Origin of the sequence: Roseibium sp., from assembly GCF_965233565.1 — a bacterium.
Lineage (GTDB): Bacteria > Pseudomonadota > Alphaproteobacteria > Rhizobiales > Stappiaceae > Roseibium.
Genome location: NZ_OZ247494.1, coordinates 5,205,793 through 5,230,578 on the forward strand (window position 1 = coordinate 5,205,793; position 24,786 = coordinate 5,230,578).

The 24,786-nt window shown below is 60.6% G+C and carries 25 protein-coding genes; 15 read left to right on the plus strand and 10 right to left on the minus strand.

The genetic code is table 11. The features are described from left to right. Positions 1–44: 44 nt before the first annotated feature. On the minus strand, positions 45–998 hold the full coding sequence (locus tag ACO6TG_RS23685) for a LysR family transcriptional regulator (protein WP_422375446.1): 954 nt from the start codon (positions 996–998) through the stop codon (positions 45–47). A 79-nt stretch (positions 999–1,077) separates the two neighbouring features. Here ACO6TG_RS23685 and ACO6TG_RS23690 point away from each other — a divergent pair, with 79 nt between their 5' ends. From ACO6TG_RS23690 to ACO6TG_RS23700, 3 genes are all read left to right on the plus strand, one after another. Further along, positions 1,078–1,995, plus strand: a complete 918-nt coding sequence (locus tag ACO6TG_RS23690) for a DMT family transporter (RefSeq protein ID WP_422375447.1) — start codon at positions 1,078–1,080, stop codon at positions 1,993–1,995. An 88-nt stretch (positions 1,996–2,083) separates the two neighbouring features. After that, complete coding sequence (locus ACO6TG_RS23695) at positions 2,084–2,668, plus strand: nitroreductase family protein (RefSeq protein WP_422375448.1); 585 nt, start codon at positions 2,084–2,086, stop codon at positions 2,666–2,668. 128 nt (positions 2,669–2,796) lie between these two features. Then, a complete protein-coding gene (locus ACO6TG_RS23700) occupies positions 2,797–3,330 on the plus strand; it encodes a DUF2867 domain-containing protein (protein WP_422375449.1) in 534 nt (177 codons plus the stop codon). Positions 3,331–3,340: 10 nt separating this feature from the next. Here ACO6TG_RS23700 and ACO6TG_RS23705 read toward each other — a convergent pair whose 3' ends face one another. Both ACO6TG_RS23705 and ACO6TG_RS23710 read right to left on the minus strand, forming a co-directional pair. Beyond that, complete coding sequence (locus tag ACO6TG_RS23705) at positions 3,341–3,997, minus strand: cupin domain-containing protein (protein WP_422375450.1); 657 nt, start codon at positions 3,995–3,997, stop codon at positions 3,341–3,343. Between the two features lie 151 nt (positions 3,998–4,148). Next, on the minus strand, positions 4,149–4,964 hold the full coding sequence (locus tag ACO6TG_RS23710; RefSeq protein WP_422375451.1) for a substrate-binding periplasmic protein: 816 nt from the start codon (positions 4,962–4,964) through the stop codon (positions 4,149–4,151). 395 nt (positions 4,965–5,359) lie between these two features. On the opposite strand from ACO6TG_RS23710, the gene ACO6TG_RS23715 reads away from it, so the two are divergent. Next, a complete protein-coding gene (locus ACO6TG_RS23715) occupies positions 5,360–6,835 on the plus strand; it encodes a helicase HerA domain-containing protein (protein WP_422375452.1) in 1,476 nt (491 codons plus the stop codon). Between the two features lie 99 nt (positions 6,836–6,934). Continuing rightward, positions 6,935–7,303, plus strand: a complete 369-nt coding sequence (locus tag ACO6TG_RS23720) for a hypothetical protein (RefSeq protein ID WP_422375453.1) — start codon at positions 6,935–6,937, stop codon at positions 7,301–7,303. Positions 7,304–7,316: 13 nt separating this feature from the next. Here ACO6TG_RS23720 and ACO6TG_RS23725 read toward each other — a convergent pair whose 3' ends face one another. Further along, positions 7,317–7,724, minus strand: a complete 408-nt coding sequence (locus ACO6TG_RS23725; protein WP_422375454.1) for a GFA family protein — start codon at positions 7,722–7,724, stop codon at positions 7,317–7,319. Positions 7,725–7,939: 215 nt separating this feature from the next. On the opposite strand from ACO6TG_RS23725, the gene ACO6TG_RS23730 reads away from it, so the two are divergent. Then, positions 7,940–8,410 carry a DM13 domain-containing protein gene (locus ACO6TG_RS23730; RefSeq protein ID WP_422375455.1) on the plus strand — a complete coding sequence of 157 codons (471 nt, stop codon included), beginning with the start codon at positions 7,940–7,942 and terminating at the stop codon, positions 8,408–8,410. A gap of 55 nt (positions 8,411–8,465) precedes the next feature. Here ACO6TG_RS23730 and ACO6TG_RS23735 read toward each other — a convergent pair whose 3' ends face one another. Continuing rightward, positions 8,466–8,783, minus strand: a complete 318-nt coding sequence (locus ACO6TG_RS23735) for a hypothetical protein (protein WP_422375456.1) — start codon at positions 8,781–8,783, stop codon at positions 8,466–8,468. Positions 8,784–9,010: 227 nt separating this feature from the next. On the opposite strand from ACO6TG_RS23735, the gene hmgA reads away from it, so the two are divergent. From hmgA to ACO6TG_RS23775, 8 genes are all read left to right on the plus strand, one after another. Beyond that, on the plus strand, positions 9,011–10,384 hold the full coding sequence (hmgA, locus tag ACO6TG_RS23740; RefSeq protein ID WP_422375457.1) for a homogentisate 1,2-dioxygenase: 1,374 nt from the start codon (positions 9,011–9,013) through the stop codon (positions 10,382–10,384). Next, the gene (locus ACO6TG_RS23745) at positions 10,381–11,250 is read left to right on the plus strand and encodes an MBL fold metallo-hydrolase (protein WP_422375458.1); all 870 of its coding nucleotides are present in this window, start codon (positions 10,381–10,383) and stop codon (positions 11,248–11,250) included. The genes hmgA and ACO6TG_RS23745 overlap by 4 nt, the downstream gene beginning before the upstream one ends. Positions 11,251–11,257: 7 nt before the next feature. Then, positions 11,258–12,271 (plus strand): fumarylacetoacetate hydrolase family protein, encoded by a 1,014-nt coding sequence (locus tag ACO6TG_RS23750; protein WP_422375459.1) that lies wholly within the window; start codon positions 11,258–11,260, stop codon positions 12,269–12,271. Positions 12,272–12,465: 194 nt separating this feature from the next. Next, positions 12,466–13,425 carry an MBL fold metallo-hydrolase gene (locus ACO6TG_RS23755; protein WP_094069822.1) on the plus strand — a complete coding sequence of 320 codons (960 nt, stop codon included), beginning with the start codon at positions 12,466–12,468 and terminating at the stop codon, positions 13,423–13,425. A 2-nt stretch (positions 13,426–13,427) separates the two neighbouring features. Continuing rightward, positions 13,428–13,952, plus strand: a complete 525-nt coding sequence (locus ACO6TG_RS23760) for a DinB family protein (RefSeq protein ID WP_422375460.1) — start codon at positions 13,428–13,430, stop codon at positions 13,950–13,952. A 24-nt stretch (positions 13,953–13,976) separates the two neighbouring features. Beyond that, positions 13,977–15,596, plus strand: a complete 1,620-nt coding sequence (locus ACO6TG_RS23765; protein WP_422375461.1) for an FAD-dependent oxidoreductase — start codon at positions 13,977–13,979, stop codon at positions 15,594–15,596. Next, a complete protein-coding gene (locus ACO6TG_RS23770) occupies positions 15,593–15,784 on the plus strand; it encodes a DUF2783 domain-containing protein (RefSeq protein WP_422375462.1) in 192 nt (63 codons plus the stop codon). Before ACO6TG_RS23765 ends, ACO6TG_RS23770 begins: the two co-directional genes overlap by 4 nt. 300 nt (positions 15,785–16,084) lie before the next feature. Further along, complete coding sequence (locus ACO6TG_RS23775; protein WP_422375463.1) at positions 16,085–18,526, plus strand: methyl-accepting chemotaxis protein; 2,442 nt, start codon at positions 16,085–16,087, stop codon at positions 18,524–18,526. A 73-nt stretch (positions 18,527–18,599) separates the two neighbouring features. On the opposite strand, the gene ACO6TG_RS23780 is transcribed toward ACO6TG_RS23775, so the two are convergent. The 4 genes from ACO6TG_RS23780 to ACO6TG_RS23795 all read right to left on the minus strand — a co-directional run bounded on the left by ACO6TG_RS23780 (position 18,600) and on the right by ACO6TG_RS23795 (position 22,150). Then, positions 18,600–19,862, minus strand: a complete 1,263-nt coding sequence (locus ACO6TG_RS23780; protein WP_094074430.1) for a TRAP transporter large permease — start codon at positions 19,860–19,862, stop codon at positions 18,600–18,602. 53 nt (positions 19,863–19,915) lie between these two features. After that, positions 19,916–20,467, minus strand: coding sequence for a TRAP transporter small permease subunit (locus tag ACO6TG_RS23785; RefSeq protein WP_422375464.1), 552 nt, complete (start codon positions 20,465–20,467; stop codon positions 19,916–19,918). Between the two features lie 72 nt (positions 20,468–20,539). Beyond that, entirely contained in the window at positions 20,540–21,562 is a 1,023-nt protein-coding gene (locus ACO6TG_RS23790) for a TRAP transporter substrate-binding protein (protein ID WP_422375465.1), read from the minus strand. 30 nt (positions 21,563–21,592) lie between these two features. Continuing rightward, positions 21,593–22,150, minus strand: a complete 558-nt coding sequence (locus ACO6TG_RS23795; RefSeq protein WP_422375466.1) for a gluconokinase — start codon at positions 22,148–22,150, stop codon at positions 21,593–21,595. Between the two features lie 180 nt (positions 22,151–22,330). Between ACO6TG_RS23795 and ACO6TG_RS23800 the strand changes: the two genes are divergently transcribed. Continuing rightward, complete coding sequence (locus tag ACO6TG_RS23800) at positions 22,331–23,287, plus strand: LacI family DNA-binding transcriptional regulator (RefSeq protein WP_422375467.1); 957 nt, start codon at positions 22,331–22,333, stop codon at positions 23,285–23,287. Between the two features lie 128 nt (positions 23,288–23,415). On the opposite strand, the gene ACO6TG_RS23805 is transcribed toward ACO6TG_RS23800, so the two are convergent. Beyond that, positions 23,416–24,759, minus strand: coding sequence for a cytochrome P450 (locus ACO6TG_RS23805; protein ID WP_422375468.1), 1,344 nt, complete (start codon positions 24,757–24,759; stop codon positions 23,416–23,418). Positions 24,760–24,786: the final 27 nt, after the last annotated feature.

Here is a 24,786-nt window from a genome sequence, read left to right on the forward strand (position 1 = left end):
GGGCCATAGATGATTTCTGAGAAGCGGAAGGGGCACCGTTTTGCTCAACTTCCCTGAGATCCAGCGCCAAAGGCCAGCGTCGACAGGGCCCGGTCCGTCTCGCGGCTCCAGTTGGCCAGGGCGCTGGCAAGACGGGCGGCCGGGCTGTCATCCGGGTCGGACGCCCGGCGCACGCACCACCAGTCCATGGAAACACCGTCCACATCGATTGGCCGGCAAACGAGGGTGCCATCCGCCAGTTCCGGCTCGATCGCCCATTTGCTGAAGATGGCGACACCGAAACTGGCGCGGACAAGATCAATTACCGCTTCCGGTGTCGGCATCGGCGTGAGTTTGCGGAACGGTTTGGTCGGTGTTCCCAGGAGCGTTGTCCAGTCAAAACCGGGTTCGGCGGTCAGCGGATAAACGAAAAAACGTTCATCGCCCATATTGATACTGTTGACGACCGGTTCTGCTGCCAGTGGATGCGTCTTTGACAGCACCGCAACTATCGGGTCCGTGCCGAGCTTGACGGAGCGAAACTGCGACAAGGCCGGTTCGCGGCCGAACACCAGGGAGACATCCGCCGAACCGTCGAGAAGGCTGGCCAGCGGACGAGAGGTGGCACGGCCGGACAGGTCGACGGTCAGGCCGGGATCTGCCGTTTCAAGATAGTCAAGAAAAGCCGGGAACCAGTGGTAGCGGCTGTAGGTGGCCTGACCAAGCCGGACAAGCGTCTTGGCGTCCCTCGCGGACGCTTCCAGGTCCTGTTCGAGGCGGAACAGGTCCGCGAGAAAGGCATCCCCGAGATGTTTCAGCCGTTCGCCTTCAGCCGTCAGCGAGATCCCGCTTTCCGTTCGCTGTGCGAGCCGGACACCGAGCCTGCGTTCTGCTTCCCGCAGGCGGTGAGACGCGGCGGACTGGGTGACGCCGAGACGCGCGGCGGCAGCCGTCATGCTGCCGGTATCGGCCAGCGTGGAGAGGAGAGTCAGATGATTGATGGTAAGGCGCGGGATCATGAGGTATATGAAATCATTTCATGAAGAAGATGAAAACTAGGAATTTTATTTTCTTTCTTTTTCTTTGTACCAACGGGTTATGACCCTGTTTCAGCTGCCCCAGTTTCGCCTCGGCAGTGCAAGCGCAACGCTTGCCATTGCCGGTTCCGCCATTTGCTTCGGCCTCGTGCCGCTGTTTGTGCGTGAACTCCAGGGGCTCGGGGCGGGGCCCGCCACTATTGCGCTTTATCGCTATGGTTTTTCCGCACTGTTGCTCTTGCCTTTTCTGCCTCTGGAAAAGTCGAAACGCGGGGGAGCGCTGTTGCTGATCGGCGCGGGTGTTGTCTTCAGTCTCAGCCTGATTGGCTACCTGGAAGCGCTGGTGACGGCACCGGTTGCCGCCGCTGGTGTCGTTTACATGACCTACCCGGTCTTTGCGGCCCTTTTTGCGTTTCTGCTGCTTCGGCAGGCGCTGAGCTGGCGCTCCTTTGCCGCCGCAGGTCTGGTCATTCTTGCAGCAGCCTTGCTGCTGGACCCGTCGTCCCTGTCGCCAGAAGTGTTCGAGGCACTGGTCTGGGCCTTTCCGGCACCGGTCGCCTTCGGGTTTCTGGTGGTCGTCCTGAGTGGTCTGGCCAGTCAGCTCAATTCGCTTGAGCGGACGGCCTGCGGTTTGTTCGGATCGGTCATCGGCCTGTTGCCATTAGCGCTGCAGGAGGGGCAGGGGTCACTTCTGCCGGCCACCGGCACGGAGTGGAGCCTGGTTCTGGCCATGGGACTGCTGACGGCCCTTGTTCCCCAGCTGGTTTTCACCGTCGCTTGCCAAAAGGTTGGTCCTGTCCGCTCGGCAGCGGCTGGCAGCTTCGAATTACCAACCATGTTCGTCATTGGCTGGTGGGTGTTCGGAGAAGAGCTTGGTGCACGCGAAATGTTCTCGGCCCTGCTGGTACTCGCTGCCATCCTGATCGCGCCCGCAATCAGCGGCGGAAGACGAAAAATGGTGGCCGCTGAACTATCTTGAAAAAAAGTATCTTGATATAAAGATAAAAAACACCTATCTCCGTCTTGCCCGGGCGGCTAGAAGCCCGGAAGGATTTTGGAGAAACGACATGACTGCCCGTACCCCTGACCACCCTGTCGATGAGTTGTTTGTCAACCGCTGGTCGCCCCGCGCCTTTGATCGTTCCGAGATGCCGGAAGCCGATCTGAAAACCATCCTGGAGGCGGCCCGCTGGGCACCGTCCGCCTTCAATATTCAGCCCTGGCGCTTTGTCTATGCGCGGCGCGGCGACGCGAACTGGCAGACGCTGGTCGATCTGCTCAACCCGTTCAACAGGGACTGGGGCCAGCACGCTTCAGCACTCGTCTACCTGTTCTCTGATACCGAGGTGGACGGCAAGGACGGCAAACCGGGACGGCCGAACGGGTATCATGCGTTCGATGCCGGTTCAGCCTGGACCCATGCCGCCCTGCAGGCGACCAGACTTGGCTATCACGCCCATGGCGTCGCCGGCATTCTGAAGGAGGAGATCCACGAAAGGCTGGGTGTGCCGGAACGCTACCACCCGCAAATCGCGTTCATCATCGGCAAACGAGGCGACGTCAGCGAACTGCCGGAAAGCCTTCAGGCCCGCGAAGTCCCGAGCAGCCGGATGACACTGGACGAAGTTGCCCATGCCGGGGCCTGGGCCTGAGGCATCGACCCGGCCGGAAAGCGAAAAACGGCGCATGGCGCCGTTTTTCCTGCGGCAATCCGCGCGAGGGCGTTCCGCTCGCAGGTCCGGTATGGTCGGTCCGTTGCCTCAGACCGATGGAGCAGACCATGAGCCAGAGCGACACACTTCCCGCGGAAAGCCGCCTCAACGCTTATCGTTCGAAGGGCGATTTTCTCGACTGCTATTCCGTTTCGCTGCGCAGCAGGCCCGACCTGCTGGAGGCCGACATGAGAGTACTGGCCAACCACATTCTCAACTCCGATATCAGCTGGATGCGAACCTTGCTGGCAATTCGAGACCGGCTGACCGGGCTTGTCGGCATGAAAACAACGGACAGGCTTGCGCTGGAACAGAGCGGGTTGCCGCTGGAAGAACGGCAGGTCGGTGACCGTGTCGAATTCTTCAAGATCTATTCGGTATCGGACAACGAGATCGTCCTCGGGGAAGACGATTGGCACCAGGACTTCCGCCTGTCGGTGCTGCGCACCGCCGGCCGGTCGCCGAGGGTCTTTGCAGCCACCTGCTGCAAGCGCCACAACCTGGCGGGCTACGCCTATCTGGCCCTGATCCTGCCGTTTCACAAGCTGATTGCACGTTCGGTTCTGGACAAGGCGGTCACAAGCAGACTGGCATCCGCGTAAGGTCCTGCCCCTAGCTTTCCAGGTGGCCTGTCTTGCGCCAGACGCGGGCACCTTGTGACGTGCTGATCTGTTGCCGGGTCGAAGGTGGCAGACGCAGCCAGGTGCCCTGGTCATACCGTCCGTCCTGATCCTCGAAGCTGCCTTCGACGACGAAATATTCAGCGCCGCCTGGAAAGTCCTGGGCGTCGAAACGCGAGCCTCGCTGCCAGTCGAGCATGACGACCTCTTCGTCCGGACGAATATGGAGCGGCAAGATGGTTTCGCCGGGGCGCCCGGCCTGCCAGGCCGCCGGATCGAGCGTGTTCACCCGCACATAGGCCTCGTCATCCGGCTGCATCTGGCGCAGCTTGACCAGAATGACGGCGCCGGGTTCGCTTGACGGGACGTGGCTCGAGCCCGGCGGGTTGCGCACATACATGCCTTTCGGGAAATCGCCGCTTTCGTCGGAAAAGACCCCATCCAGCACCAGAAATTCCTCACCCATGTCGTGCGTATGCGCGGAAAAGGCGGAGCCGGGGGCATATCTCACCAGGGAAGTCGCCCGGGCGACTTCTTCCCCGTCGCGCTCCAGCATGCGCCGCTCGACACCGGCCATGGGCGAGGGCACCCAATCAAGCGTCGCACTGTCGACCACGGCGCGTTCAGCAAGGTCTGCGTGGATTTTCATGGCCTTGGTCCCGTTTCTATGTCCCTGACAATAGAGATGGGGCAGGAGAACTGGTTTTGAAAGGGAGCGTATTGCCGACCACGGCGCGGCACAATTCGAGCGGCAGACCCTGATCTGTTTTCCCGGGGGGGAAACCGACGTGAGTTCCAGCTCAGTTCAGGGCGGCCTTCGGGTCGATGACATGCATGCCCATGGATCCATAAAGGGTCTTATAGGCCTTCTCCTGGACTGCCGCCTTCAGGGCGTTGTCGATCTTGGCGATCAGTTCGGGCGAAACCGACTTCTTGCTGTACATGAAATGCACCGGGTCGCTCCAGAGCAGCAGCGGGTGTTCGGCAAAACGGTCGGGCAATCCCATTTTTGCGGCCATCGCCAGGGTCGCGGCGGGCATTTCCACCATCGCGTCAATTCGGCCAGCGCTCAGCATCTTGATGCCCTCGCTGGCGGAAACCACGTTGAACACATGCGGCTTCGAGGCCGGGTTCTCCAGAAAGGCCTTGAAGAACTCACCCCGGTAGGCCGATTGTTCGTGTCCGAGCACCAGCCCCTGATCGATCACATCGTCCAGCGAAGTCAGCCGGTATTTGCCAACATCCTCCTTGCGGAACACCATGCCAACGGTTTCGTTCCGGTAGGGAGTTGAGAAATAGGCAAATACCTTTCGTTCTTCGGTGATCGAAGCAAAGGGCATCATGTCGATGTCGCCATTCGCCAGTTCGAATACCGCGCGTTTGAAGGGCATGACCACAAAGGAGACCGGACAATCGATCTTTCGAAACAGTGATTCAATAAACTCTACGTCAATTCCACTGAGTGAGCCGTCGCTCTCCAGGTGGCTGAATGGCAGGTAGTCTGCGGAAAAACGAATTTTCAGCGGTTCGGTGCACGAACTGTCTTGTGCAAAACTGACAGGTGAGGCAGCAATCCAGAATATAATCGAAAGTATGAAATAGCGTATAGATTGCATTTTCTTTGCCTGGGAATTGTTTGCCTTCTTGAGTGTGCTTTCGAAAGACTAATTTTTTACTCAGGCAATCTAATAAAATTGGTTTTTTGCTAAGTTTGGAAGAGGGGCTCGTGAAGGGGCAGGCACCCTCTGCCGTTTACAGCCAGCCTGGAAGCATGGGACTGCAGAACAGCGTCTGCTTTTCCGGAATGGCTTGACACGCTTGTGAGAAGTGGCGAAGAGGGGACGTGCATGCCGTGACGCTTAAGTCCAAACGGTGGAATTCAGGGAAAACTGCGCTTTCCAGGCAAGACGGCTTTGCAAGCCGGTCGGAATCGTGCTGACTACCGCACTGCACGAAGTCGCGGAAAACGGGGTGTCCGCAGCGCTGCCGAAGCTGCACCAAAGTAAAAAGCATGACGGTTCAGATCGATATCGGGGAAATGACGGGCGGCAAACGGGCCGGGCTCGACCTTGAGGAGCTGCTGGCGACGCGGCTTCTGGTGCAGGGCAATTCCGGATCTGGCAAATCGCATCTGTTGCGGAGGCTTCTGGAACAGTCGGCCAATTGGGTGCAGCAGGCCATCATCGATCCGGAAGGGGACTTTGTTTCGCTTGCCGACAAGTTCGGTCATGTGGTCGTGGATGCGGTCGGGACCGAAAAGGATCTGCAGATGATCGCGGGCCGTGTCCGGCAGCACCGGGTTTCGGTGGTGCTCAACCTGGAAGGCCTCGACGCCGACCGCCAGATGAAGGCGGCAGCCACGTTCCTCGACGGCCTTTTCGATGCGGACCGGGATCTCTGGTACCCGATGATTGTTGTGGTAGACGAAGCCCAGCTGTTTGCGCCGGCTGCCGCCGGAGAAGTCACGGAAGAAGCCCGGCGGCGTTCTCTCGGCGCCATGACCAACCTGATGTGCCGTGGCCGCAAGCGTGGCCTGGCCGGCGTCATCGCCACGCAGCGCCTCGCCAAACTGGCCAAGAACGTCGCCGCCGAAGCCTCGAACTTCCTGATGGGCCGAACCTTTCTCGACATCGACATGGCCCGTGCCGCGGATCTCCTCGGCATGGAACGGCGACAGGCGGAGGCTTTCCGGAACCTCGATCGCGGTCACTTCATCGCGCTTGGACCCGCCATGTCCAGGCGGCCGGTACCGGTCAAGATCGGTCCGGTGGAAACCATGGGCCGTGGTGGCAGCCCCAAGCTGATGCCGCTGCCGGAGCAGCCCAAGGAAGAGGCCAAGGATCTGATTTTCACGCCGGGTGCCGACGAGGTGCAGCCGGTGCGCCAGCGCTTCGTCGAACCGGTCGCCTCGACAGGTGAGGTCCTCGACCAGCTGACCAGCGCTGAACGCGCCAGCGAAGAAGCGGCGCCGCAACCCGAGAGCCTGCTCGATTTCGGCGAACGGGAAGAAAAGATCTCAGAAATCATCGCCGGTATCCTGGAAGACGAAGAAGCGGCCTTTCAGCCCATTGCCTCGCTCTACCAGGATTTTCAGGTCCGCTGCCGGATCACCAAATTGCCCGGCGGTGCTCCGGACCTGCAGACATTCCGCGAAAAACTCTCTGTCGCCCGTGCAGGTGTCGACAAGGGCGAAATGGATGACGGGGCCTGGGCCCAGGCGGAACTGATCGCTTCCGAGCTGCCGGAAGACATGCGAGGGGTCTATCTGCTGTTGGCCAAGGCCGCCCTCGCCAAGGCGCCCTGTCCCGGAAATCTTGAAATCGCGACAGCCTATGGCACCCGGTCTCCGGGACGCGCGCGCTGGCTTCTCAGTCACATGGAAGAACGTGGCTTTCTCGTCTGCGCCACCGATCTGCGCGGCAACCGCATCGTAACGCTGACCGATCTCGGTTGGCAGACCGAACCCGGTGACGAGGCCGCCGCCTGACGGGTGAAGACGGCGTTCGGTGCCGAGACCGCGGGGAAAAACCGGAAGCTCTGGCAAGTTCCTCGTTTTTCACGCATCCTTGCAAAAAGGGAGGCGCGAATGACCCTGGAAGAAACAATCGACATCTACTGCGCGGCCTGGTCGGAGCGTGATCCGGCCTTTCGCCGGGAATTGCTCGATCGTGTCGTGACCATTGACATTCGATATACTGACCCGGAAACGGATGTGCGCGGCCGGGCTGACCTAGTTGATCACATATCGGGGGTTCTGGCTGGGCGGGTCGGGGCCAAGATCGTCCGCAGCAGTGAGATCGATGCACATCACGACATGGCCCGGTTTGCCTGGCGGCTGGTCAAGGCCGATGGAACCGCACTGCCAGATGGACTGGACATTGTTTCAATCGATGAGCAGTCCGGCAAACTGAAGGCGGTGCTCGGCTTCTTCGGGCCGCTCAAGGACGGGACCTGAACCCGTTTTCGCGTCAACCCGGAAATGACTCGAACGCTGGCAGAGCCTCCAGATCCCTGTCCCACGCGGCCCGGCTGGCTGCAAAGATATGCGCATTCGGTTTTAGAGCAACGTTGGTATCCAGGCTGCCCGCGGGGACGACTAAAAGCTTTCCATCCATCTGCAAGGACGGGGTGGCGGACCCGCAGGTCTTGCAGAACGCCTTGGTGTGGCGGGAGCCCTGAAGCGTGAAGCAGGTGACGTTGTCGGCGCCGGACACCCATGTCAGCCGGGCTGTTGTTGAAAACAGGTTGGCGGCATGTGCCGAACCGCTATCTTTCTGACAGTGGCTGCAATGGCAGAGGAAAAAACTCTCAAACGTGCCTTCGACCTGAAAGGATACCTTGCCGCAGAGACAGGATCCTGTGTGCATTGAGGACATGATCGACCTTTCCTAGCCTTGGTGGAGAAGGGGCGGCGTGGTACGCCGGGTAGAGAAAAGTGTCAAGCTGGGATGACCTGAGTACCGGACACCTGTGCTGCTGCGGTTAGGGCGTGCCGGTAAACCATCTGGCACGGGAATGTCATCAGTCGTTTGTTGTGCCTGCAGGAATGCACCCTACGTCTGGCTGTGATCGATTTATGCGAGGATGAACCATGTTTCGTTGGCTGCTGCTCTTGTGTTCCCATGGCGCCATGTTGGCGGTCGGGTTTGCACTGGGTGTCTATTTCCTGCCAATCCTGACGGCTCCGAAAGGCCCGGGCGAAGCGGCCCTGGTGGCAGCAGCCGAACAGGCAAAATACGATGTCACTCTGACACGCGATCTGAAAGGCAGTGACTTCCTGCATTGGGGCGAGGGAACGATCAGCCTGTCTCCGGCCCAGATCGTGCACAAGGGCGAACTCGCGCCGGGACCGGATTACAAGCTCTATCTCGTCAAGGAATTCGTTGAAGACGAAGCCGGTTTTCAGGCGGTCAAGGACACTGCGGTTCAACTCGGTGACGTGAAAACCTTCGACGGGTTCATCGTCGATGTCCCGAAAGGGGTGAACATCGACGACTATTCGACAGTTCTGGTCTGGTGCGAAGCGTTCGGCGAATTCATCACGGCTGCCAGGTACCGCTGACGCTTTCAATCCGGTTCAACCACTTGGGCCATGAGGACGGCTGATTGATTTCCCCTCAAAGAGCCGGGCGCATGCGGTTGCCGCAGCTCCGTGCCGGAACGGCAACAGCGGGTTTTTGGGCAAGCAGATAGTCCAGTTGGGACAATTCCAGGGCGATGCCGTCGATGGTGCGGGTCAAGACGCTTTCCAGATAGCTGCCGCCCGGCGAGCGGTCGCGTATGGCGATCGCCCTGTCCCGCGCCTTGCGCAGATACAGCATCATCGCACGCACGTCCTCGGGCGTGACATTTGTCGTCCGGACGGTTTCAGAAGACACCGGCAGCGCGGTCATTGCCGCGGCAGTATGCTCGGGGGACAGGTTGGCCAGCCGCATCACTCACCTCATAAATGTTCTCTATTTGTTCTTTTTAGTGCAGAAGCGTTTCAGGATCAACTGGGATTCTCCTTTCCGGGATCCGCCGGACCTTGGTTCGGCCATCTGGACGTGTGAAAAAGTCTGATAGATTCTAGATTTAGGGCATCATTTGAAACGCGGCTTGATCCGTGGGATCAAAATGGTTACATATGCAACTAAATTCATCTCCGAAGCGGGAGCCCGTCATGGATCATAGAGCGGACAGCAGTCAGAACGTTGCGGAAAACGGTCGAAATTCGACCGACCTGGAGTATATGCCGGGCTTCGGCAATGATTTTGAGACCGAGGCCCTGCCGGGGTCTTTGCCGCAGGGCATGAACAGCCCGCAGAAATGTGCCTTTGGTCTCTATGGAGAGCAGCTCTCCGGAACAGCCTTCACGGCGCCAAGCCACCAGAACGAGCGCACCTGGTGTTATCGCATTCGCCCGTCCGTCAAACATACCAGCCGGTTCCAGAAGATCGATCTGCCCTACTGGAAATCGGCCCCGAATGTCTGCGACGATGTTGTCTCCCTCGGCCAGTATCGCTGGGACCCCGTGCCTCATTCCGACGACGGCCTGACCTGGCTGACCGGCATGCGCACCATGACCACCGCCGGGGACGTCAACACACAGGTCGGCATGGCCAGCCATATCTACCTGGTTACCCAGTCGATGGAGGACGCCTATTTCTACAGTGCCGACAGTGAGCTGCTCGTGGTGCCGCAGGAAGGTGTTCTGCGTTTTTGCACCGAGCTCGGCGTCATCGAGCTGGAGCCGAAGGAAATTGCCATCCTGCCGCGCGGACTTGTCTACCGGGTCGAGGTGATCGAGGGGCCGGCGCGCGGGTTCGTGTGCGAGAATTACGGTCAGAAGTTCGAACTGCCGGGCAGGGGGCCGATCGGTGCCAATTGCATGGCCAACCGCCGTGATTTCAAGACGCCGGTTGCGCATTATGAGGACCGGGAAGCCCCCTCCACGGTGACGGTCAAATGGTGCGGCCAGTTCCACGAGACCAGGATCGGCCACTCTCCGCTCGATGTGGTCGCCTGGCACGGCAATTATGCGCCGTGCAAATACGATCTCAGAAACTACTGTCCGATCGGCTCGATCCTGTTCGATCATCCGGACCCGTCGATCTTTACCGTGCTGACGGCCCCTTCCGGCGTGCCGGGGACAGCCAATATCGACTTCGTTCTGTTCCGCGAACGCTGGATGGTGATGGAAGATACCTTCCGCCCGCCCTGGTACCACAAGAACATCATGTCCGAGCTGATGGGCAACATCTACGGCCAGTATGATGCCAAGCCGCAGGGCTTTGTGCCCGGTGGCATGAGCCTGCACAACATGATGCTGCCGCACGGTCCGGACAACAACGCCTTTGAAGGTGCGTCCAACGCCGATCTCAAGCCCGAAAAGCTCGACAACACCATGTCCTTCATGTTCGAGACCCGCTTCCCGCAACACCTGACGGAATTTGCCGCCAAGGACGCGCCGTTGCAGGATGACTACATCGACTGTTGGGATTCGCTTGAGAAGAAATTCGACGGCACCCCTGAGGGGACCTGGAACAAGAAATGAGCAAATCAGACTTTCCGGACCGTCTGGTCATCCTTGGCTCGAAGGGCGGGCCGGCCATCCGTCCGGGCGGCCCGTCGCCGACCAGTTCCCTGATCGATATCGGCGGTCGGCGCTGCGTCGTCGATTGCGGCCTCGGTGTCACGCGCGGCCTGATCGACGCAGGTGTGGTGCTGAAGGAGCTGGATCTCATCTTCATCACCCACATGCATTCCGATCACGTTCTGGAGCTGGGGCCGTTGATCCACACGGCCTGGACAACCGGTCTGGCAACACCGGTCAAGGTCTTCGGCCCGGCCGATCTCATCGAGTACTGGGACGGTTTCCTGAGCTCCATGCGCTATGACATCGATCTTCGGATCGAGGACGAGGGTCGGCCGGACCTGCGCGATCTGGTCGAGATCCATCTGCTTCAGGAAGGCGACGTGCCGCTGGAAGACGACGCCGTCAGAATTAAGGCCCTGCGGGTAGATCACCCACCCGTGGTGGACTGCTACGCGCTGCGGTTCGAGGTTGACGGCTGGTCGGTCGTCTTTTCGGCCGACACGGCCTATTTCCCGCCGCTTGCCGACTTCTCAAAAAGTTGCGACCTGCTGGTCCACGAAGCCATGCTGGCGCGCGGCGTCGACAGGATCGTGGAAATTACCGGCAATGGCGAGCGTCTGCGCGAGCATCTCCTGGCCAGTCATACCATGGCCCCCGACGCGGCGAAGATCGCCGAGGCCGCCGGCGCAAAGACGCTGGTGCTCAATCATCTCATCCCGGCGGACCTGCCGGGCTTTGAAAAACAGGAATGGCTGGAAGCGACCAAGGGCTTCCAGGGAGAAACCATCGTCAGCCATGACGGCCTGGCGATCACAAGGAGCTGAGAACCTCATGAAACTGGCAACGCTCAAGGACGGCACGCGCGACGGCAAGCTGGTAGTGGTCAACGACCGCCTGACCTATTGCACCGATGCAAGCCATATTGCGCCTACGCTGCAGGCCGCGCTCGACGACTGGGACCAGGTGGCGCCGAAGCTGGAGCTCCTGGCCGAGAGCCTCTCTCATGAAGCCGTGCCGACGCTTCGCTTTCACGAGCACGACGCCCTGTCGCCGCTGCCGCGCGCCTATCAGTGGGCGGATGGCTCTGCCTATGTCAATCACGTCGAGCTGGTGCGCAAGGCGCGCGGTGCCAAGATGCCGGAAAGCTTCTGGACCGATCCGCTGATGTATCAGGGCGGTTCCGACACGTTCCTGGCGCCGCGCGATCCGATCGCCATGGGCGAAGAAGCCTGGGGCATCGACATGGAAGGCGAGATCGCCGTCATCACCGGCGACGTGCCGATGGGCGCCACGCCGGAAGAGGCGCTCAAGGCGGTCCGTCTGATCCTTCTGGTCAATGACGTTTCCCTGCGCGGCCTGATCCCGGCCGAGCTTGGCAAGGGCTTCGGCTTCTTCCAGTCCAAGCCGTCTTCCGCCTTCTCGCCCGTGGCCGTGACCCCGGCCGAGCTGGGCGATGCCTGGAAAGACGGCAAGCTGCATCTGCCGCTTCATGTCGATCTCAATGGTGCACCATTCGGACGCGCCGATGCCGGTGTCGACATGACCTTCGATTTCGGCCAGCTGATCGCCCATGCCGCCAAGACCCGCCCGCTGGGCGCCGGCGCCGTCATCGGCTCAGGCACGGTCTCCAACAAGCTGGACGGCGGCCCTGGCAAGCCGGTCACCGAGGGTGGTGTCGGCTATTCCTGCATTGCCGAGATCCGCATGATCGAGACCATCGATACCGGTGAGGCGAAAACGCCGTTCCTGAAATTCGGCGACACGGTCCGTATCGAGATGATGGACGGCGAGGGCCACTCCATCTTCGGCGCCATCGAGCAAACGGTGGAGAAATATCAGAAGTAACGGCCGCCATTCCGGACAAGTGCAGCGAAGCTGCATGCTGATCCGGAATCCAGCGGTTTTGCCGCGCGCATGCGCGCCAAATTGAATTTGTGCGGGCAAGCCCACGCTGATGTCTGGATGCCAGATCAGCGTTCGGCCTGGCCTCACTTGTCTGGCATGACGTGCATGGCACGAGAACGGATTGAGGAAAAATCATGAGCAAGCAATTCGCGTCCGTCGGAGACATGAGCGAAAAGAAGATCTCCTTCACCGAGATCGGCAAGGACCTCTGGGCCTTCACGGCCGAGGGAGACCCGAATACCGGCGTCATCATCGGCGATGACAGCGTCATGATCATCGAGGCGCAGGCGACCCCTGAACTTGCCAACAAGGTGATCGAAAAGGTGCGCTCTGTCACCGACAAGCCGATCAGCCATCTTGTGCTGACCCATTATCACGCCGTGCGTGTTCTGGGCGCTGCCGCCTATCAGGCGCCGACCGTGATCATGAGCCAGAAGGCGCGGTCAATGGTTGTGGAACGCGGTGCGGAAGACCGGGAATCTGAATTCATGCGTTTCCCGCGCCTGTTCATGGGGTATGACAATGTCAACGACATTCCGCCCCTGACCTGGCCGACCACCACTTTCAATGATCGCATGACGGTCTATCTCGGCAAGCGCCGGGTTGATCTGCGTTTCCTCGGCCGGGCTCACACGGCCGGTGACATCGTCATTCATGTGCCGGACCAGAATGTCATGTTCACCGGTGACATCGTCGAGTACCACTCTGCGTGCTACTGCGGCGACGGCCATTTCAATGATTGGCCGACGACGCTGGAGGCCATCCGGTCCTTCGATGTGGAAGCCATCGCACCGGGCCGCGGCGACGCGCTGGTCGGCAAGGAGATGGTGGGCAAGGCGCTGACCAACACGGCCGACTTCGTGTCCTCGACCTACCGGCCGGTAGCCCGGGTCGCCCAGGGCGGCGGATCGCTGAAAGAAGCGTGGGACGCCTGCCGCGCCGAATGCGATCCAAAGTTCAAGGACTATGCGATCTACGAGCATTGCCTGCCGTTCAACGTCGCTAGGGCCTATGACGAAGCGCTCGGCATCGACACGCCGCGCATCTGGACGGCAGAGCGCGACGCCAAGATGTGGGCGGACCTGCAGGGCTAGGCATGACCACGGCCCTTGATCACATCCACCTCATGGCGCGCAACAACGCCTATGCCAACGAACGTCTCTATGAGGCCTGCTGCCAGCTGTCTCCGGAGGCGTTCGTGGCGGAGCGGACCAATTTCTTTCCGTCGATCCGGGAGACCCTCAATCACAATTGGGAGGTCGACCGGTATTACCTGGATGCACTCCGGGAAGAGGGCAGGGGTCTTGGCGTTTTCGACGCACCGCATCTGGAAACGGCCTCGGAGCTGAAGCAGGCTCAGGAGCTGCTTGACCGGATGCTGATTGGTTTCTGCGACAGCCTGACCAAGACCGATCTGAGCCGAAAAGTTGTGCAGGACCGCGGCAGGAACGGCCGGTTTGAAGAAACCATCGCCAACACGCTGCTGCATCTGTTTCAGCACCAGACCCATCATCGGGGGCAGGTGCATGCCATGCTGGCAGGAACGAATGTCGCCCCGCCGCAACTCGATGAGTTTTTTCTGGATTTCGACCGCCACCCGGCGGCCGAAAGATTTCTCTGACGCAGGAGCCGGGAGGGAACCCCTGTGACCAAATTGTTCGAAGCGCCACTTTATCCCTACAAATGGTCCTCGGATCAGGAAGCGCCGTCTCCGGTGCGCCATCCCGTGGTGATCATCGGAGCCGGGCCGGTGGGGCTCGCAACGGCGATCGATCTGGCCCAGGCCGATGTGCCGGTTGTTGTTCTGGACGACAATGACAAGGTCAGTGTCGGTTCGAGGGCAATCTGTTTTTCCAAGCGTTCGCTGGAAATCTTCGACCGGCTCGGCTGCGGCGACGAAATGGAGGACAAGGGGGTCGTCTGGAATGTCGGCAAGGTCTTTTTCGGCAACCGCCAGGTCTATGACTTCAACCTTCTGCCGGAGGACGGCCACAAGCGCCCGGCCTTCATCAACCTCCAGCAATATTACTGCGAGCTTTTTCTGGTCGAACGCATCCGGGCCCTGCAGGCCGAAGGCAAGCCGATCGAGATCCGCGGTGGCAACCGTGTGGAGAATCTGCACACCTATGACGACCACACGCTGGTCACCGTCGAAACACCGGAAGGCGCCTACAATCTTGAAGCCGACTGGCTGATCGCCTGTGACGGTGCCGGATCACCGACCCGCCGCATGCTCGATCTTGATTTTGTTGGCCGCGTCTTTGAGGACAATTTCCTGATTGCGGACGTGATCATGAAGGCCGATTTCCCGACGGAGCGCTGGTTCTGGTTCGACCCGCCATTCAACAAGGATCAGTCGGCCCTCCTGCACAAGCAGCCCGACGGAGTCTGGCGCATCGACCTTCAGCTCGGCTGGGACATCGACAAGGAAAAAGAGAAGAAGCCGGAAAACGTTATTCCGCGTCTCAAGCAGATGCTCGGCCCGGATGTCGAGTTCGATCTGGAGTGGGTGTCGATCTACACCTTCCAGTGCCGCCGCATGGAAAACTTCCGCCATGGCCGGGTGATCTTTGCCGGTGACAGTGCCCACCAGGTTTCGCCCTTCGGCGCACGCGGTGCCAATTCCGGCTTCCAGGACGCTGACAATCTCGGCTGGAAACTGAAACTCGTTCTGGAGGGCAAGGCGCCGGACGCCCTGCTCGACAGCTATTCCGTTGAACGTGAATATGCGGCGGATGAGAACATCCGGCAGAGCTCGCGCTCAACCGATTTCATAACGCCGAAATCCGAGATCAGCCGCGTCTTCCGGGACGCCGTGCTCGATCTCTCCGAGCTCTACGAGTTCGCCCGGCCGCTGGTCAACTCCGGCAGGCTCTCGGTGCCCTGCACCTATGACGGTTCTCCGCTGAATGGCCCGGATGTGGCAAGCTTGCCGGCCCGGACGCGCCCGGGCAGCCCGGCGGTCGACGCACCTTTGAAGGACGGTTGGCTGCTCGACGGGCTCGGCGAAGGATTTCATCTTCTGGGCCTGGGCGTTGATGTTCCCGCAAGAACGGAACTCGACGGAATGGACCTGACCGGCCTCTCACTCTCCGCGTCGGATCTCAACCGCGATCTGAAACACCGTTATCTCGGCGAGGCACAATCGGCGGTTTATCTGATCCGCCCGGACCAGCATGTTGCCGCGCGCTGGACGGATTACGATGAAACCGCTGTCAGGCACGCCCTGGCGATCGCGCTGGCCAAGAAGGAAGCAACTCAATGACGGACGTGGTCACTGCCCCCAACCTGGACAAGCCGGACGAATTCTACGCCAGGCTGCTGGCTGCTCATGAAGGGCTCAGCAAGGCGGAAAGCGATGCTTTCAACGCGCGGCTGATCCTGCTGATGGCCAACCGGATTGGCGACTTGAACGAGTTGGACGCCTTGATGGAGGCGGCCAAACGGAAGTGAGACTGCTGTCAGGCAGCGTCTGCCGTCGAGTAAGGCACACGATTTGTGGCGCAAAGTTCGGTTGCGGACGAATCGTAAAACGGATCCTGAGTAGTAATTCTGCGTCGAATTTTGCTGCGTGAGGGCTTCTGATTTTTTTCGGGCAAAAAAATCTAAGTAAAAATCACGAAGCATCTCTTTGCTGGCAAAGACAAAAATGCGTTCGAATTATTTCGCCAATAGAAACAAAAGGTCAGGCCGTAACTCTTCATCATTTCATTAACCCCCGACGTCTTCAATTTAGGAAAGTGCGGGGGAAACATGTCCAAGCTACTCACACCATTGAAGAATGCTCGCTTCTCCGCGAAGGTCGGCGGCGGGTTTGTCACCATGATCCTGGTTGCCGCTGCGGTTGGGGCGGTCGGCACAGCCGCGATCCTCGGGTTGCGGGCGCAGTCCGACGTCAGTGCCAAGGCAACAGCGGCCATGGCCAACTTGCAGCAGGTGGCCCAGGCCCAGGAAGCCTATCTGTCCGCACGCAGCCCGGAACTGGCCGCGGCCGCCGAAGCCCAGATCGGACATCTGGAAACGGCGCTGGTGGCTCTCGACGATGTCTCCGGTCAGGGGGACACCGGAGCGACGGCCGAAGCGATCGCGCTGGTTGACCGCCTGCACGACGAATTCAACGGGGTCGTTGTTGCGGTGGACAACCGCAAGGCCCAGGTCGACAAGCTTTTGCGGTCGGCTGTCGGACTGGAAACCCAGGCGATCAGCATCACCGACCAGATGACCAAGATCCAGAGGGACGCCGGCAGCGCTGCGAAAAAGGCCTCCGGAACCCGCAACCGGGCCGACAAGATCGGCCGTGGTCTGTCGGACATCGAGGACACTGCCGCAGAAACCGCAGCAATGATTGCCGGGGTCGGTGAAAACGCGGAATTGTCCCCCGAGACCGGCAAGTCCGTTCAGGATGCCATCGCATCAATGGCAAAGACGGCCAGGAAATCCGCCAAGCTGAAAGTGGACGGGATCGACAAGGCGCGCCTGACCAGCCTGGCGGACGCAGCAAAGGCCCTTCTGGACAAGATGCCGAAGGCTGAGGGTGAGGGGGCTGAGATTGCTCCGCTTACCGCTTCTGTCGCCGGGGAGCTCGCCCGGGGGCTGAAAGACCTGCACGATCAGGCATCTGCCCTGCGCAAGGAAGTTTATGCGGCAACGGATGAGGCCAAGAAGGTCGCCGGCAAGGCGTCCTCCAAGCTGGGGATCGTTGATCTGGTCAACGTCAACGCGTCGAAATTCCTGCGCGCGTCGCTGGAAATCCGCTCCGCGACGATGGAGTTTTTTGCAGGCTTTGAATCCATGGGGGCCGACGAGGTCGTCAACCGGATCGAGACCCTGCGCTATCTTGCCAATCTCCTGAAGGCGGACAGCGCGGCCTTTCCTGAAATCACCGATGCTGTCGCAGCCATCGAGCAGGAAGTCTCCACCTTTGAGACCGAGTTCGCGGGCATGGTCACGGCCAAGGAGGCCTTCGACATCAAGCGCGAGGCTCTGGTGGCGATCTCTGCCGACGTGAGACGGGTGATTGCCGGTCTGACGGAGGCCCAGTCTGCAAGTGCCTATGCCCGGGCGGACACGGCTCTTGGCTTGATTGCGGCTGCACTGGTCGCGGCAATGATTGTCGGCGGATTGCTGGCCTTTGTCCTGTCGCTGGTGATCACTCGTCCGACGCGCGCGCTCACCGAAGCCATGGGCCGGCTTGCCGAAGGCGAGATCGACGTTGTCATTCCGTCCACCGAGCAGGGCGACGAGATCGGCGACATGAGCCGGACCGTGCAGGTGTTTCAGGAAAATGCCCGTGAACGGGTGCGCCTGGAGAGCGAAGCCAATGCGCATCGTGAAGCCCAGGGCGAACGCCAGGACGAAATCGAGCGCCTTATTCAAGGGTTTCGCGAGGAGGTTCAGGGACTGCTCGGCGCGCTCGATGAAACCGCAGACAGCATGTCCCGGACGTCGTCGGCGCTCGGCGGCATTGCCGAAAACAGCGCCGAACAGGCGGGCGACACGGCGCGGGTCAGTGAAGATGCCAGCATGAGCGTTGAAAACGTGGCCGGCGCTGCCGAAGAGCTTTCTGCATCCATTGCCGAAATCGGCGATCAGGTGCGCCGTTCCTCCGATATCGTGACGTCTGCCACCAGCGCGGTCCATGAAACCAACGACAAGGTCCAGGGTCTTGCCGAAGCGGCCTCCAAGATCGGTGAAGTCGTCACCCTGATCCAGGCGATTGCCGAGCAGACCAACCTCTTGGCCCTGAACGCCACCATCGAGGCGGCAAGAGCCGGCGAGGCGGGCAAAGGTTTTGCCGTTGTGGCTGCTGAAGTGAAGGAACTGGCCACACAGACCTCACGTGCCACGGAAGAGATCTCCTCCCAGATCCAGACCATCCAGAACTCCACCGGCGAAGCGGTGGCGGCCATCGGGGCGATTTCCGACACGATGGAAGAGGTCAATGGTTATACCCAGGCGATCTCCTCTGCCGTCAGCCAGCAGGGCGCTGCCACGAACGAGATTTCGGGCAATGTGCAGCGCGCGGCCCAGAGCACGCAGGCGGTCCAGTCGAACATGGCTCGGCTCGCCCAGGCGGTTGACGAAACCCGCGAAGCTTCCGGCGACGTTCAATCCGCTTCGGGTGACCTGAGCGACCGTAGCGGCGCCCTCAAACAGGGCATTGAGACTTTCTTGAACCGCGTGGCAGCGGCGTAGCGACGGTCCCCACCCGTTCACTGCTCCGCCAACAACCGCCGGCAAACTGCCGGCGGTTCTTCTTTGGGGCGCGCTACCGCCCGGTGATACCCGGGAAGAACAGCAGGATCCCGACCGCCAGGATCTGCAAGGCAATGAACGGCAGCAGCGAGCGGAAGATGGTTGCCAGGGTTATGCCCGGCGGCGCCACGCTTTTTAAATAGAACGCGGCAGGTCCGAAGGGCGGCGACAGGAAGGACACCTGCATGTTCATGCAGAACAGCACCCCGAACCAGACCGGGTCGTAACCCAGATCCTTGATGATCGGCACGAAAATCGGCATCGTCAGAAGTGCGATCCCGACCCAGTCCAGGAACATGCCGAGCACGAACAGGATCAGCATCATGAAGAGCAGGATGATGGTCGGGTTCTCCGAGATGCCGGAGATCAGGGCGGAGACGAACTTGATTCCGCCCATCAGGTTGAAGACGCCCACCAGCGCGCTGGCGCCGATGCCGATCCAGACGATCATGCCGACGGTCTGAAGTGTTTGCAGGGCCGCGCCCTTCAGCAGGCCGAGTGAGAATTCGCCCCGGATGACCGTCGACAGCAACACTCCGGCAACGCCAACGGCGGAGGCTTCGGTCACGCTGGCAACGCCGCCATAGATCGAGCCGAGCACGCCGGCAACCACCAGCAGCGGCAGGAAAAGGCCCTTGAGCAGGCGCAGCTTTTCCGCTGTCGGCACCGGATCGCCTTCCGGCACCGGCGCGACATTCGGATTGAGATAGGCCCGGATCAGAACATAGGTGATGTAGAAACCGGCCAGCATCAGGCCGGGGACGAAGGCAGCAGTGAAGAGGTCGCCGACCGAGACATTGGCAGTCAGCCCATAGATGATCAGCACGATGGAGGGCGGCACCATGGTGCCGAGCGCACCGCCGGCGCAGACCACGCCGATCGCCAGGTGCTTGTCATAACCGAGACGCAGCATCTGGGGGAGAGCGACCAGCCCGAGCAGAACGACCTCGCCGCCGATAATGCCGCTCATCGCTGCCAGGATCACCGCCACGACGATGGTCTGGATGGCGACCCCGCCGCGCAGGCGTCCGCCCACCAGTTTCATGGCGTCGAAAAGGTCTCTGGCAATGCCGGACCGGTCGAGGATCGCCGCCATCAGCACGAACATCGGCACGGAGACGAAGACGAAGGACCCGACAAAGGAATAGACCCTGCTGGTGATCAGGGGCACGACCATCGGTCCGAACCAGCCGAGTGCGAAGATGAGGGCGACCAGCAGGGTCACGAAGGCCAGCGGAATGCCGGAGACCAGGAGCACCAGCAGCATCGCGAACATGAGCAGGGTGCCGACCTCGATGCCGAGGCCTTGGAGAGAGCCGAAGAAATCGATCACTTGCGCCCCCTGGCGTAATTGACTGCGAGCATCAGGAACTGGACGGCCATGACCGTCATGACCACCAGCAGGAAGACCTTGATCAGGCCCGGATAGACCGGATCCCAGGCGCTGCCGGACCGTTCCAGACGGAAGCTGCCATCCGGGCGAAACGCCGCCTTTTGCACCATCAGCCAGGACGCATAGGCAAAAAAGCCGCTGGCGACCATGCAGATCAGCGAGATGACCACGTCAAAGACGCGCCGGAGGCGGGGCGGAAGGCTGTCATAGATCAGGACGACACGAATGTGCCGGTCGCGGGCCGTGCAATAAAGGCCACCATAAAGAAAAGCCATGCCACAGAGAAAGATGGTGGTTTCATGAGCCCAGATCGTCGGCGCATTGAAGACATAGCGCAGCACGACTTCGTTCAGCAGCACGACCATGGAGATCACGATGCCGCCGGCGAACAGCAAGCCGCCCTTGTTGATCCACCGGCCAAGCAGACCGGCTTCGGCAATCGCGCCGGGATCCGTCTTCTCCTCAGGTCCGTCTGTAACTTCCGCCACGGTGTCCTCCCGTTCATTCCTTATGAAACGGGCGCCCGCAGGCGCCCGTCGAACCGCTGCTATCAGGGCAGCTTACTGCATCAGGCCGTTCTCTTTCAGATAGCCGGTCAGGACGTCATAGACCTTCTGGGCATTGTCGGAGCGTTCAGCGACCTTGGCCCATTCGCCGGTGGCGATAGTCCGGAATTTGGCGCGTTCCTCGGCCGACCAGTCGGTCACCGTGACCTCGCCGCTGGCCTTGGCTTCTTCCACGGCTTTCAGGTCCCGGTCGGCCAGTGCGGCCACCTGGGCCTTGGCAAACTCGGCAACGCTTTCTTCAAGTGCTGTCTGCAGATCCGCCGGCAGGGCATCCCACTTGGCCTTGTTCATGGAGATTTCCACGAGCGGCATGGAGTGGAAGCCCGGATAGACCGGGTTCGGCGCGACCTTGTGCATGCCCTGGGCATGGTTGGTCGAGAACACGGTATAGTCGGCTGCATCGATCACGCCCTTGTCGAGCGCGGTGAACACCTCGGAGCCCGGCAGGTTCACCGGCGCGGCTCCGGCGGCTGCAAAGACCTGCTGCACGAGGCCTTCGGGTGCCCGCATCTTCAGGCCCTTCAGGTCGTCGACGCCATTGAGCGGCTTCTTGGAGACAAAAGCTTCCAGACCAGGTGTGGTTGCTCCGATGAAATGAAGGCCATAGGGCTCGACCAGTTCGTTCATCAGTTCCTTGCCGCCGCCGTCAGCCATGAAAGCGAACATCTCGTCCGGGGAGGACCAGGCGCCGACCGGGTTGGCGATCAGGCCGAAGGCCGGGTCCTTTCCGGCAAAATAGGACGTGTCTGTGATGTGACCATCAAGAATGCCGGCCGAGATCGCGTCCTGGGTCTCGTTGTGGGCAACGATGGATTCCACCGGCAGAAGCTCGATCTCGATGCGGCCGCCGGTCTTTTCCTTGACCGCTTCCGTCCAGCCCTGCTGCAGTTCGAAATTCGGGTTACCCGCCGGGTCGGACGATTGGAAGCGGAACGAAAAATCCGCCGCCATGGCAGAGGTGGCAAGGGCACTGGCCGCAACGGCGGCGAGGGCGGTTCTCTTCAGATGTTTCAGCATGTTTTCCTCCCGTTCAAGGCACCGCGTTCATCACGATGCGATGGTTTCAATCGGCGGCGGAGCCTGCCGCAGTTTTTCCAGGGCACTGTCGACGAGCTGATCGACAGGCCTTGAAATTTCCAGGGTGAAGCCCGTTTCGCCGGCTTCGAGCGGTTCCAGGGTCGCCAACTGGCTGTCGAGCAGCGCTTCGCCGACAAAATGACCCTGGCGATTGGTGAGGCGTTCCGCGATCAGGGCGCGCGGCCCGGCCAGGTGAACAAACCGGCAGGCGGGCAGGGACGCCCTGAGACGATCCCGGTAGGCGCGCTTCAGGCTCGAACAGGCGACCACGGCGCCGCCGGTGCAATAGAGCTGCAGCTGGGCGGCCATGGCGACCGCGTCCAGCCAGGGCATGCGGTCCGCATCGGTAAGGGCCTCGCCACCTGCCATCTTGCGCTTGTTTTCGGGGCTGTGGAAGTCGTCAGCCTCCACCATGCCAACACTGAGCTGCGCGGACAGCTGTTCAGCCAAACGGCTTTTGCCGGCGCCGCAAACGCCCATGACGACGATGGCGATCTTGGATCCGGCGTTTGGCAGTTCAGCCTCCATAAGTGTCCCCGTTGGATGTTCCTGTTGCGCCTATTCAAAATGGTAGCGCTAACATTTGTCAAACATTTTTTTCTGGCCTATCATTCGAAGTGATCGAATACGCCAATTAAACGCATGAAATGGTTTGGTAATTTGCGAGCAACAATTGCCGATGTCGCCAGGGAAGCTGGTGTTAGCGCTATGACCGTTTCTCGTGCCTTGCGCGACCCGGACAAGGTTTCGGCAAAAACGCGGGTCAAGATCCAGGCGGTGGTTGACCGCCTCGGCTACGTTCCCGACCCGGCGGCAAGCGCGCTGGCGGCTGGCAAGACCAACGTGATCGGCGTGATCGTGCCATCCGTCACCAACAACGTTTTTTCCGACGTCATGCGCGGCGTTTATGAAGTGGCGGAGGGCTCCAAATGGCAGATCCAGCTCGGGAACTCTCGCTATTCGCCGCTGGAAGAGGAAAATCTCGTACGTACCTTCCTCAGTCAGAAGCCGGCCGGGCTGATCCTGTCGGGTCTCGACCAGTCCGACGAAACCTCGAAACTTCTGATGAATGCGGACTGCCGCATCGTTCAGATCATGGAATGCGGGCCTGACCCCTTCGACATGATGATCGGCTTTTCCCATGTCGAAGCGTCGGCCGCTGCCACGCGCCATCTGCTGGAAGAGGGCTATCAACGGCCGGGTTACATTGCCGCCCGGCTCGACCCGCGCAGTCAGCGCCGCTTGGCAGGTTTCAGGGCCGAAGCGGAAAAGGCCGGTGTCTTTTCGGACGGCCGGATTGTCACGACACCGCGTCCCTCGACTGTAACGCTTGGCTGCGAGTTGGTTGCGGATCTCTTGTCCAAAGCGCCTGAAACCGATGCCATCCTGTGCAACAACGATGACCTTGCGCTTGGCGCCCTGTTCGAATGCCAGCGCCGGGGATTACGGGTGCCACAAGACTTCGGCATTTGCGGCTTCAACGACCTGGAGATGATGGCGGCGGCCAACCCGTCCATCACCAGCGTTCGGACCTACCGGCTGGATATGGGGCGCGAGGCGTTTGAAATGCTGACAGGCGCGCTTGGTGGTGCCGAGCCCGGGCAGGCCTTGATCGATCTGGGCTATGAAGTTGTCGCCCGCCAGAGCACGGCACGACACAGATAAGTGAGTTCCTGCCGCGGCCCAGCATCGGTGGGTGCTGGTGGCCACGCGCGTCTTTTGTGCTGCAGAGCGCTTCGCGGATCTAATGGGTGCTTATCGGAAAACCCCGGACGGTCCCGCCTGAACGTCATTCAACTGTCGAATTCCAGATGGAAATGCTGCGGAAAATTGGAGGTTCCGGTGTCGATCTGCCCTTCGGCTCCGGGCGCGCGGCGCAGGTTCTTCTGCTTGAGCAACGGTTTCAGGAGGGTGGGAATGACAGCCTTGTTGATCGTCGCCCCGAAACACTCATGCATGCCGTAGCCCCAGATGATGTAATCCTCCCAGGGCCGGTCGGTTTTGAAACTGTTGGGGGACTTGATGTCGAGACGGTCGAAACAGGCGGAAAAGTTGGCGGCAAAGACCATCTGCCCTTTCCGCACCTTCATGCCCCTGAAAGTGGAAGGAGCCACCATCGTGTCGCGCGTTGCCCGGCGGTAGATCACCGGGTTGAACGGGTTGAACCTCAGGGCCTCCCAGACATGCTGGGCGAACAGGTCGTCCTTGTCGGCACGTGCCGCCTGCTGGGCGGATGCCAGGGCATCCGGTCGATTGAGAAGTTCATCAAGGGCAAGACAGCTGGCCTTTGAGATTGTCGGAATGGCCCCGATCAGAAGGCCAAGCAGGTTGTTTCTGATCCCGAGATCACTCATGCCCGGCGTATCAGCCGATTGCAGTTCAAGGCACCGGTTCAGGATGTCGGGTGTCGTTGTCGGATTGGCTTTGCGTTCGGCGATGGCGCCGTCGAGATAGTCGCGCAGTTGCGAGGCCTGGCCCATCGCGATGGCATCCAGTTGCGGGTCGGCGCCAAGATCCTGGAACAGATACCAGAAGAGATTGGTTGTCCACTCCTGCATCTGCTTGCGTTCGCCGCCGACACCGAAATAGGTGGCTGTCATATCCCAGGGCACTTCGAGCGTGAGGGTCGGCACGATGTCAATCTTGCCGCCACTGTTCTCGACGATGGTTTGCGCCAGTTCTGCTGCGCGCGGCTGTACGATTTCAGCAACATCGGTCATGCGGGCCGCAAGACGCATCGCGGACGTGTCGCGCGTATAGTCCCAGCCGGGCTGCATACCGAGAAAGAAGTTTTCCCCGGCCGTCAGCTTGCGCATCCGCGGGCCGTAGACAACCTCGAAATCCGCATTGCGGTTGAGCACGTCCAGCACGTCCGACCGCCGGGTGACGATGGCCGTGCCCGTGTTTTCATAGGCTTTCATCACCTGGCGTTTGAGCGAAAAATTCGGCACGAAGGCGCGCAGCACGGCAAAGACCCGGCGTTGCGTCACCGGCTGCAGAAAGAACGCGGCCACCTTGCCTTCAAAGAGGGCTTTCAGGCCCAGGCCGATCAACAGGACGAGGGCCCAGAGACCTTCCCCCCAGATGACAAGTCTCTGAAAAATCGCCACAAAGATATTGGTGACCGCACTGAGCATTCTTGTCTCTCCCTTCGTCCCGGACTT